Annotated in this window: 7 protein-coding genes; 3 read left to right on the top strand and 4 right to left on the bottom strand. The window is 55.7% G+C overall.

Going from position 1 to position 10,220, the window contains the following annotated elements; all coding sequences use genetic code 11:
• Nucleotides 1-25: 25 nt before the first annotated feature.
• Genes ACOYA6_RS00290 through ACOYA6_RS00280 form a run of 3 tightly spaced genes read right to left on the bottom strand, consistent with a single transcriptional unit; the run spans nt 26 to nt 4,678 of the window.
• Entirely contained in the window at nt 26-1,276 is a 1,251-nt protein-coding gene (locus ACOYA6_RS00290) for a beta-barrel domain-containing protein (RefSeq protein ID WP_422653809.1), read from the bottom strand.
• Entirely contained in the window at nt 1,266-3,491 is a 2,226-nt protein-coding gene (locus tag ACOYA6_RS00285) for an ATP-binding cassette domain-containing protein (protein ID WP_422653808.1), read from the bottom strand. Before ACOYA6_RS00285 ends, ACOYA6_RS00290 begins: the two co-directional genes overlap by 11 nt.
• Nucleotides 3,491-4,678: a TolC family protein gene (locus ACOYA6_RS00280; RefSeq protein ID WP_422653807.1), complete on the bottom strand. Its 1,188-nt coding sequence runs from the start codon at nt 4,676-4,678 to the stop codon at nt 3,491-3,493. Before ACOYA6_RS00280 ends, ACOYA6_RS00285 begins: the two co-directional genes overlap by 1 nt.
• A 708-nt stretch (nt 4,679-5,386) precedes the next feature.
• Between ACOYA6_RS00280 and ACOYA6_RS00275 the strand changes: the two genes are divergently transcribed.
• Nucleotides 5,387-6,589: a multidrug effflux MFS transporter gene (locus tag ACOYA6_RS00275; RefSeq protein WP_422653806.1), complete on the top strand. Its 1,203-nt coding sequence runs from the start codon at nt 5,387-5,389 to the stop codon at nt 6,587-6,589.
• Nucleotides 6,590-6,765: 176 nt separating this feature from the next.
• Here ACOYA6_RS00275 and ACOYA6_RS00270 read toward each other — a convergent pair whose 3' ends face one another.
• On the bottom strand, nt 6,766-7,815 hold the full coding sequence (locus ACOYA6_RS00270) for a CocE/NonD family hydrolase (RefSeq protein WP_422653805.1): 1,050 nt from the start codon (nt 7,813-7,815) through the stop codon (nt 6,766-6,768).
• Nucleotides 7,816-8,044: 229 nt separating this feature from the next.
• Here ACOYA6_RS00270 and ACOYA6_RS00265 point away from each other — a divergent pair, with 229 nt between their 5' ends.
• Together ACOYA6_RS00265 and ACOYA6_RS00260 are read left to right on the top strand one after the other, a co-directional pair.
• Complete coding sequence (locus ACOYA6_RS00265) at nt 8,045-8,725, top strand: heavy metal response regulator transcription factor (RefSeq protein ID WP_422653804.1); 681 nt, start codon at nt 8,045-8,047, stop codon at nt 8,723-8,725.
• Nucleotides 8,726-8,740: 15 nt separating this feature from the next.
• Nucleotides 8,741-10,198 carry a heavy metal sensor histidine kinase gene (locus tag ACOYA6_RS00260; protein ID WP_422653803.1) on the top strand — a complete coding sequence of 486 codons (1,458 nt, stop codon included), beginning with the start codon at nt 8,741-8,743 and terminating at the stop codon, nt 10,196-10,198.
• Nucleotides 10,199-10,220 lie beyond the last annotated feature (22 nt).

Below are 10,220 nucleotides of genomic sequence, written 5' to 3'. Positions count from 1 at the left end.
CGGGTTGCAACGACCACCTGTGGTGTCATCGCTCCTGGAATGATTCACTGAGTGTTTTACGCAAAGGTTTTAGTAAGAAGTCCATCAGCGTGCGATCGCCGGTACGGATGTCGAGCTGCGATGTCATGCCCGGCAGGATGTCCAGCCGACGCCCTGTCGTACTGCGCACAAACTGCCCCTCTTCCTGAGGGTCTGAAAGGTCTTCTGCATGGCTTTTCAGACGAACATGGACGCGGTAGTAGATCTCCTCGCCACGTGGTGTGTTTTCTTTTAGGGTGTCAGCCGACACATAGATCACCTCCCCCTGCAGTGCGCCATAAATGGTGTAATCAAAGGGATCAAGGCGTACGGTGGCCGGCAAGCCAACCTGAACGCGGGCAATATCCGCAGGCAGAACCTTGGCCTCAACGATGAGAGCATCATCTGACGGGACGATCTGCATGATCTCGTCCCCGGCACGTAATACCCCACCCAGGGTGGTGACGCGGACGTTTTTGACTATCCCCGGCCCCATAGCCGTAAAGACCGTATCGTGCACCTGCTGGCGACGGCCGGCCATCTGCTGCAGCGTCTGGCCCAGGTCATCTTCGGCTTTGGTGAGATCGGCGCGTGCGTCATCCAAAAACTTATTGCGCCGACCCAGCAGGCGTGCACGGGCTTCATTGAGATCGCGCTGGGCGTTAAGCCGCTCGCTGGTGCTGACATCGCCAGAACGTTCAAGCCCGTTCACCAGGTTGAGCTTCTGACTGGCTAAATTTACGGCGGTTTGCAGGGCGCTGATATCTTCCTGCAGGCTCTGACGACGTTGCACAAACAGGGCGCGCTCAATGTCTGCCTGCTCGCGCAATGCCGGGTCGGGATCGGAAGGGAAACGGGGAGTTGACTGTCCCGTTGATTCCGCGCGAAGTCGGGCAATACGCGCCCGGAGACCGATGATGCGCGCGTCCACTTCACCCGCCGCTGCCTCAACGCGGGTTGGGTCGAGGCGAGCCAGAACCTGCCCGGCCTTAACATGGTCACCCTCTTTGACATGCAGCTCGGAAAGTACGCCACCGTCCACGGTCTGGATTATCTGCACCCGGCTGCTGGCGATAACTTCACCGTGTGCCCGGGCGACTTCATCAATGTGAAAATACATAGCCCATATGACAAAACCCAGCACCAGGGCGACGCTGCTCCAGATCAGCCCGGCTGAGAGTCGGCTACGGTGGTAGTTTTCCAGCCGTTGCACGCGAGCGGCGTCAGCGACCTCGTCGTCAAACAGTTCAACGGCCATTTATGACTCCTGCTGTATTGGATGCTTCTGGCATACGGGGTTTGACATTCATGACTTCAACGGTAGGCCGCGAGCCTGCGGCGCGGGCCATCATTCCTGGCAGCAGCTTGTCTGGCGTACCATCACGCACGATGGTGCCTTCCTGCACGACCAGTACGCGGGTGGCTAAGTTAATAGCCGCCATCGGACGGTGAGTGGCGACGATGAGAATATCTTCTGGCTGTAGCCGGGCCTGTAATGCTTTCCAGACGCGGGCCTCAGCTTCGCCATCCAGCGAGGCCGTCGGTTCATCCAGTAGCCAGATACGGGGACGAGACATCAGCACACGCGCCAGGCCGACCAGCTGGCGCTGACCGCCGGAAAGACCCGAGCCGCCTTCACTGATAGCCATATCCATACCCAGCGGATTACCGGCAGCCACCTGATCCAGCGCCAGATCGCGGGTGACGTCCGTAAGCGTGGTGTCGCTGACTGCACCGGCGAGCATAAGATTGCTTCGCAGCGTACCTTTGAAGAGCTGCACCGCCTGGGGCAGATAGCCAACCTGAGCGCTGACCAGCTGGGGATCAATCTCCCACAGATCGACATCGCCCAGGCGCACGCGTCCCTCACCGGGGCGATAGAGCCCGGCCAGGATCTTCAGCAGCGTCGATTTACCGCCGCCAACGGGCCCTAACAGCAGGACGCGTTCACCGGCGTTAAAGCGGAGTGCGGGAATATTGAGTTGTTGCACCGGAGACTGCGGAAAGGCGAAGCGCAGCTTTTCCACACTGATATGTTCTGGCAGGCGATCGGGCAACAACAGCGTCTGCCCAGGGCGGCGCTCCGTCGGTTTGCGCAGCAGGTTGTTCACCATATCCAGCGCTTCTCTGACCTGCTGCCACTGCATCAGGTACTGAACGCCCTGACTCACTGGCCCGATGACACGTCCCCCCAGAATACTGCAGGCAACCATGCCCCCGGTGGTCAGGTATCCGGCTTCGACGCCCCAGACCCCGACCACGATCCCCATGACATACGCCAGCGTCGACAGACTGCCGGTGGTGTTAGTACAGAACTGGCTGAGCGATTTTTGCTGAATACTGTAGCCGGCGATGGAATTGCTGAGCGTCTGCCAGTCTTGTGCAAAACGCCAGCCCGCATGGCTGGCCCGCAGCGTCTCGGCACCGCGAATACTGTCCACCAGCAGGCCCAGACGCTCATTGCTGCGAAGCATCTGCTGGCGCGTGAGACGGCGTAAGCGCAGACGGGTGAACAGGCCAAGCGCCAGCGCGACAGGCAGCATTCCGAGGTAAACCCAGCCGACGGGCCCGCCGATCAAACCAATCAGCCCGATAAACAGAAAGGCAAACGGCAGATCCACGATACCGAAGACCAGACCGGCAGAGACAACCTGCCGCACCGAATCCAGGGCTCCCACCTGTGCGGCCAGCGTGCCCAGACTGCCGGGCTGCTGGTCGAGTTGCAGGTGCAGCAGGTGTTCATAGACATGCTGGGAAAGGCGTTTATCCACACTGCTGGCAACGCTGTCCATGACGCGGGCACGCAGCGTTTTGAGCAGCCAGTCCAGCCCCACAACCAGCACCATCCCCACCACCAGGGTGGTCAGTGTGGCCCAGGCCAGGGTGGGAACCACGCGATCGTAGACCTGCATCGCGAAGAGCGATGTGGGAATGGCCAGGATGTTCACCAGCAGCGTGGCGGCGACGACCCGAAATACCCAGCGGCGGTCGCGCAACAGTTCTCGCCAGACCAGGCGCATGGCCGGGTTTTCGCTATCAGCGAGGTTTTCTGACTGTACCGGTGACGCCAGGCTGAACCAGAGCACAGCCGTTTCGTCATCCGCAGTCGTACCCGGCGCACCGGTCACGATGTCGTCTGGCGTCAGCGTTCGGGATTCGGCACCTTCACGGGTCAGCGTAAGGGTGTCGGTATTCCCTCTCTCACTGTGCCGCTCGGCCAGCCACCATGACTGTTCGTGCCACATCAGGGCCGGGAGCTGGCGGGGATCAAAACGCCGCCAGGGAAGCAACGCCAGCCGGACATCTTTCATCCCCGCGTCTGACAGTAAATTGCGCACATGATCCTGGGGGCGATCGGTCAACGGAGGAGCGGCCTGCGCACGCGCCCAGGCCTGGGTTAAAGCCGCTTTATTCACCGGGGCGTGTAGCTTGTCCAGCAGGGCCAGTAATGCAGAGAGGGGTACAGGTGTCATCAGGGTTGGCTCGCAGACGTGTTAGCTAATTGTGTGCCCGTGGGCAGGGCGCCAGAGGTGTCGTCCATACGACCCGTGCGTGCGGCGAGGCGCAGGCAGTCAACCCGCCATGCCGATCGCACCGCTACCAGCGCTTGTTGTTGTTCGGTTAATTCGCGCACGGCGTTGAGGACATCCAGCCAGCTCTTGTAGCCCGATTCGTACTGGCGACGGAAGGATGCCAGCGTGTCGCTGAGTTCAACGACGGACTGCTCATAACCCGCCATCAGCATCTGGTTAGCATCACGCTGATCGAGTAGCTGGCGCGTCTGAATGTCTTCGCTGTGGCGTTGTTGGGCCAGATCCTGGCGTGCGGACTCCACGCGTTCCAGAGCGGCGTTCCTGAGGCCGCGGTTCACCAGTCCCAGACCTTCCATCGTGCCAGTCACCACCACATTGATCGTGTTGTCATTTCTCTGGTTGGGGATGCCGGAGTAGTCGTTGCGAGAGGCCTGCAGGGAGACGGTCGGCATGGATGAGGTGCGCTGACGTTCCACATCCGTTTCGGCAAGGGTGACCCCCGCTTCGCGGGCACGCACGGTGGCACTTTGCGCAAGAATTTGTTCCTGTACAGACCGATCGGCAGGCAGCTGGAGGATGCTGTCAGGAACCGGCAGGTCGCTTGCGATCGGCTCCTGGGTCAGGGATAACAGCGTGGATTCGGCGGTAAGCAGGTCCGATTTGGCCTGTTCGAACGAGGAGCGTGCCTGTAACAACCGGGCCTTCGCCAGGCTGACATCAGCGGAAGACGCCAGTCCCCCCTGCGCACGGCGCTGAATTTGTTCCTGCAATGCCTGATGGTTGGTCACATTCGATTGTGCAACGGCAAGACGCTCGCGAACACCCTGCACATTTGCATAGGCCACTGCGGTCTCTTCCAGCAGTTCACGACGCGTAGCCCAGGCCGTAGCTTGCTGGGCAAGGGTGTCACTGTCGGCGTAGTCAATGGCGCTGTCGATACGCCCAAAAGCCCATAGCGGCTGCGATACGCTCAGCGTGGTCGAACTGGAATCATTGTAACCCGAAATTTGCCCCGCCCCCGCGCTGGCCCCAAGCGTAGGTAAACGTGCCGCGCGCGCGCTGTCGGCGTTGGCCTCTTTGGAACGCACAAGCGCCTGCTGACTGGCCAGACCGGGGTGATGGAGCATTGTGCTGCGCAGTGCGGCAAACAAACCGCCTGCCGGGGTGTCGTCAGAAACAGAGTGCGAGGAGGACGAAAGGTCCCTCGCCTGAGTCGTCGTCACAGAAATGACAAAGGGTAAAGAAAGTATGATTGCAGGAAGGATGTTGCAACCGCGTCGACCTGGAAAAATCCCCATCGTCTGAAGAGCCCTGTATTGAAGAAAGAGTAAATGGCCCACCGATCACGATTTTTCTCAGGTTATCCCGACATAACAATGATTTGATAAATGGCACGGCCGGAATAACAAGTTAAAAATAAGAATAAGCTTATTGTTTTACGCAATAATTACCGATCGACAACATTAGTGTCAATATGTGTAATCGTGTAATAAAAGCTGTAAAAGAGGGCTATTTGAGAAGATAAGTTCACTTAAGCCAAATATATCCTGCATTAACAGAAACATTATTAAATAAATATATGATAAGGCAGTGGATAATTTTGCTTAACCAAAAAGCAGGAGCGGGAGGTGTTGATTGTTTGGTTGCGAAAGAGAATGTTGCTGGCCCTGAGAGGGGGTGGCGATTCAGGGCATAGCAAGAGGCTTATAACGCGTTATCTGATAAATCAACTTTCATTAATGAACACCATTCATAGTCCCTATCCTCCCGTCGGTGATTATCAGCGAGCATAAACCCGTTAACATGCTTTATCTTTTCATGTCCAACGGATCACCATGCTTAATCAACAGGCACAAACACAGTCGGCTACAGTGAAAAAAACCGGCCTGTCGTTTTTACTCATTCTCAGCGCCCTGATGGCTGTTACCTCTTTATCAACCGACATCTATCTTCCTGCTATGCCCCTGATGGCCAAAGATTTGCAGGGTGATGCAGAGCTGACAATCACTGGGTTTCTTATCGGTTTTTGCATTGCGCAACTGATTTGGGGGCCGATTAGCGATCGTTATGGGCGTCGTCTGCCACTGTTTATCGGTTTAGGGCTGTTCATCATCGGCTCGGTGGGCTGTGCGTTATCAACAGATATCGTGCAAATAGTCTTCTGGCGTGTTTTTCAGGCGTTAGGTGCCTGTACCGGGCCGATGCTGGCACGAGCCATGATCCGCGACCTGTTTAGCCGCACTCGTGCAGCACAAATGCTTTCTACACTGATGATAATCATGGCCATCGCGCCGATTGCCGGGCCCCTGATCGGCGGGCAGATGATTAAAGTTACCTCGTGGCATGCCATTTTCTGGCTGCTGGCGATTATCGGAACATTAATGCTGATGTCTTTATTCTGGTTACCGGAGACGTTACCTGCTGAAAAGCGTTCAAAAGCTTCCGTATCCAGCGCCTTTAGTAACTATTACGCATTACTGACCAACGCAAAATATATGCGTTTTACCCTCTGCCTGACGTTCTACTACGTTGCAGCCTATGCCTTTATCACCGGTTCTCCGTTTGTCTACATCACGTACTTCGGCGTTGATCCGCAGCATTACGGTTGGCTGTTTGCAGTAAACATTGTTGGACTGATGACGGTGAGCATGGTCAACAGACGTCTGGTTCACCGCTACCCGCTGGAAGCGTTGCTCAGGAATGCCGTATTCATCGCCACTCTTGCGGCAATAGTGCTGGCGGTCACCACCGGCCTGGGCGTAGGTGGAATTACCGTGATTGTCGGCGCTGTGTTCGTGTTCTTCTCTATGAATGGCATCATCGCGGCGACATCCACGGCCTGCGCATTAGACGCAGTGCCTAATGTGGCGGGCTCCGCGTCGGCGCTAATGGGCGCGTTACAATATGGCAGCGGCATCATCTCTTCACTGCTTCTCGCCCTGTTCAGTGATGGCACGCCATGGACGATGGGCTGGATAATTGCGTTGTTTACAGCAGCCAGCGTCCTGATGGCACTGATTGTTCAGATAAAAAAGTGACTATTACATTTCCGCCACGCTTATGAATTTAACTCATAGCGCCTATTTAAATAGCGTAATTATCTTTAACCGCAACTTCGTTAATCTGAATCTATCGAGTGAATATTCAAGCGGAAAGTGGCTGTAACTGACAGGCATACCCCAGCCTGTACGGCTGGGGCGTCATCGCAGGCTAGTTAAATATTCTTATCGAAGAAGACGTCTAACTGTTGCATCGCCTGGTCAACGTATTTTGGCACCCAGTACGTCTCGATATGGGTAGCGCCGTCGATCAGGAAGAGTTCTTTGTCCTTCGTCCCGGTGGCTTTCGCGAACGCATCTTCAGTCATATAGAGCGTATCGGCTTTTGTACCGGCAATCATCAGCAGCGGTTTATTGATGAGATTGATATGGTCCGTTACGTCAAAGCTCATCAAATCCAGAAGACTGCTGGTGGTGTATTTAAACGTGGAGTTCGGATGCGCATGGGTTTTCCAGTAGTACTCGTAGCCCTGGCGATATAAGGCAAAAGGTAATTTAGCAATCTGTTCATCAGTCAGGTTGGCATCGCCGGAGTATAGGACTTCGCCTCCGGCGGCTTCCTGAGCCCGTGCGTCAGAAGCCTGCTGAAGACGCTGCTGGACAGTATCCAGCTGTGAATCCTGCATACCGTTGCGGCGCACAAGGCCTGAATTAAACATGCTGATGGTTGCTATCGATTTGAACCGCTTGTCAGTTTCAGCCGCAACAAGTGAATACCCGCCGCCACCGCAAATACCCAGCAGACCAAGGCGGGCGGTATCTACACCAGGATACTGGCTGATGTAGTCAGCCATGCCATGGATATCCTCAATGCGATTAGCGGGTTTATCCACGCTGCGAGGCATTCCGCCGCTGGCACCCTGATAAGCCGCGTCGGCGGTAATGGTGATGTAGCCCTGTTCGGCGAGACGCTGGGCATATAACCCTGCGACCTGTTCTTTTACGCCGCCATTAGGATGTGCAACCACTACCGCCGGGTATTTTTTGGCGGGATCGTAGTTAGCAGGGGTATAGACATTCGCAGCAATCTGGATGCCATGCAGATCGTATTTCACGGGATGAATGTTGACCTTGCCTTTGACGTTCTCGGTAATGGCACCGTCATAGACGAGTGTGAATGGATTCTTTTTATAATCAGCCGCATTGACTGAGGACACCCCAGCCATTGCCGTGAGTAGCATTGCACTGATAAGCGTGAATTTCATGGTCTCTCCCGATGAGTGTCGGCCTGGTTATACAGGCCCGCAGAATCAAATTTGCAGGCTCAGATTAGGCGGAGAGGGCTGTCAGCATAGTGACAGAGAAATAACATTTTTGTCAGGAACAGAACGGGTGGGAAGCATTTCTGACAGCGCTGTCAGGTAGCCGTCAGCTTTATGTTGGCAATCAAGAAGCAGAATGATCCCGATTGGATAGTTAAGAGGAAGTCCCGTTATGCGTCTGTTGTTAGTCGAAGATGAAGAAAAAACGTCAACCTATCTCAACCGTGCGCTGGGTGAGTCCGGGTTTACGGTAGATGTCTCTGCAGATGGCGCTGAAGGTCTTCATTACGCGCTGGAGTTCGACTACGACGCGATAATACTGGATGTGATGCTGCCGGGGATGGACGGCTATCGGGTTCTCGAGGGCGTGCGGGCAGTCAAACAGACGCCGGTACTGATGCTCTCGGCGCGCGGCTCGGTCGACGAGCGCGTTAAAGGGCTGCGTCTTGGCGCGGATGATTATCTGCCCAAGCCCTTCTCGCTGATTGAGCTGGTGGCGCGTATTCAGGCGCTGGTGCGCCGCCGCGCTACGGATGGCGCAGACATCACCCAGCTGCAAATTCACGATCTGCATCTCGACCTGCTGGCTCGTCGCGTATTTCGCGCCGGAACGAGACTGGAGCTGACCGCGAAAGAGTTTTCCCTGCTGAGCCTTCTGGCCCGGCATCAGGGGGAGATTCTGTCAAAAATGATGATTGCGGAGCAGATTTGGGACATGAATTTCGACAGCGATGCCAACGTGGTTGAAGTGGCCATTAAACGACTTCGGGCCAAAGTGGATGCGCCGTTCGATATCAAGCTGTTACATACCGTTCGTGGCATGGGGTATGTCCTCGAAGTCCGGTCCGAATAAATGAAGGGGATAAGCATGCCTAAGCGTTCCATCTCCGTTCACCTGGCGCTGATGTTTGCCTTATCCGCGCTGCTGATTGTGTCCGTTATCGGTATCCTGCTCAGAAGCTCCTTGCATGACTCTTTGCAAAAGCAGATGCACAACGAGCTGCTGTTTCGCGAATCATTAATGAGTCCGTGGATCACCGCACGAACCTCGGCTGACGGCTGGTCACTGCTTGCCAATAAATTCACCGTGTTAACCAATTCTGAAGGTGAACGCGTTCGCTACTGGATAGTGAGCGATAACCCACGCTTTAGCATGGGGGGAACGCCACCGGTGGGCGTTCAGTGGTCTTCTTTACAGGAAGGCTTTAATAAAGTGCCCGGCGCATCAGAAGGTGCCTGCTCGCTGTTCCTTTTAGTGAAAACGATACCCGCCAACGGTGAAAGGCCTGAGCTGCGCTATGTGGTTGCCATCGACTCCACGCCGTACATGGGCACACTCGATGCGTTCACGCGTACATTACTGATCATTACCGCACTGGGCGTCGTGATTGTCGCCTTACTGGGATACGTCGTGTCAAGGATCGGTCTTCGTCCCGTTGGGGCGCTCAGTAAACAGGCGAGGCAACTCGCTCCCGGGGACCATGGTCAGCGCCTGAATACCGAAGCATTACCTGACGAATTACAGCAATTAGCATCATCTTTTAATGGCGTGCTGGAACGGCAGGAGGTCGCCTGGCGGCAGCTCGAAAGCTTTAATGCCGATGTTGCGCATGAACTCCGGACTCCGCTGACTAACCTGATCGGCCAGACGCAGCTGGGGCTTTCGCGCCGACGCTCGCAGGATGAACTGGAAGAGTTACTGGGTTCCAATCTGGAAGAACTTGAACGCATGACGTCTATCGTTAACGACATGCTGTTCCTGTCCCATGCCCATGCGGGTGAACATGCTTCCCAGCTTACGCAGGTGTCCCTGCGCGAAGAAACCCTAAAAACAGCGGAGTATGTGGAACCCTCTTTTGCTGAAAAACAGCTCTCTCTCGATGTTCAGGGCGACGTCACCGCGGACATCGACCGACGACTGTTCCACCGCTCACTGGCTAATTTACTGGAAAATAGCGCAAGGCATTCGCCCTCTGACAGTACGGTTACGGTGCGGTTAAGCGAAACCGGTCACCAAGCCTGTATTGAAGTGTCAAACCCGGGCGATCCGATAGCACCAGAGCACTTACACCGACTTTTCGAGCGGTTCTATCGCGTTGATACCTCCCGAGCCAGGAGTGATACCCATCATGGACTGGGCCTGTCGATCGTGCGTGCCGTCGCCATTATGCACAGGGGAGATGTCTTTGCCCGTAGTGAAGGTGGCATCAATACATTTGGCCTCACCTTTGCGATACATGCGGATAAAGCGGCGGGCAATACTCAATCCGGCGCTGAGCCGGGACCCGGGTTAACTGACAGAATTGTCAGGGGGGCGTCAGCCTGACGTCATCACCCTCTCGATAAAA

It is taken from the genome of Leclercia barmai (genome assembly GCF_049312895.1).
In the GTDB taxonomy this organism is placed as follows: Bacteria; Pseudomonadota; Gammaproteobacteria; order Enterobacterales; family Enterobacteriaceae; genus Enterobacter; species Enterobacter barmai.
The sequence above is the reverse complement of the archived record's forward strand: the minus strand, read 5'-3'. Positions and strand labels throughout refer to the sequence as shown.

Bases quoted from the DNA above. Each gene is read 5' to 3' on its own strand.
- ACOYA6_RS00265 (WP_422653804.1), top strand. From the start codon at position 8,045: ATGCGTCTGTTGTTAGTCGAAGATGAAGAAAAAACGTCAACCTATCTC.
- ACOYA6_RS00270 (WP_422653805.1), bottom strand. From the start codon at position 7,815: ATGAAATTCACGCTTATCAGTGCAATGCTACTCACGGCAATGGCTGGG.
- ACOYA6_RS00280 (WP_422653807.1), bottom strand. From the start codon at position 4,678: ATGCTCCATCACCCCGGTCTGGCCAGTCAGCAGGCGCTTGTGCGTTCC.
- ACOYA6_RS00290 (WP_422653809.1), bottom strand. From the start codon at position 1,276: ATGGCCGTTGAACTGTTTGACGACGAGGTCGCTGACGCCGCTCGCGTG.
- ACOYA6_RS00285 (WP_422653808.1), bottom strand. From the start codon at position 3,491: ATGACACCTGTACCCCTCTCTGCATTACTGGCCCTGCTGGACAAGCTA.
- ACOYA6_RS00275 (WP_422653806.1), top strand. From the start codon at position 5,387: ATGCTTAATCAACAGGCACAAACACAGTCGGCTACAGTGAAAAAAACC.
- ACOYA6_RS00260 (WP_422653803.1), top strand. From the start codon at position 8,741: ATGCCTAAGCGTTCCATCTCCGTTCACCTGGCGCTGATGTTTGCCTTA.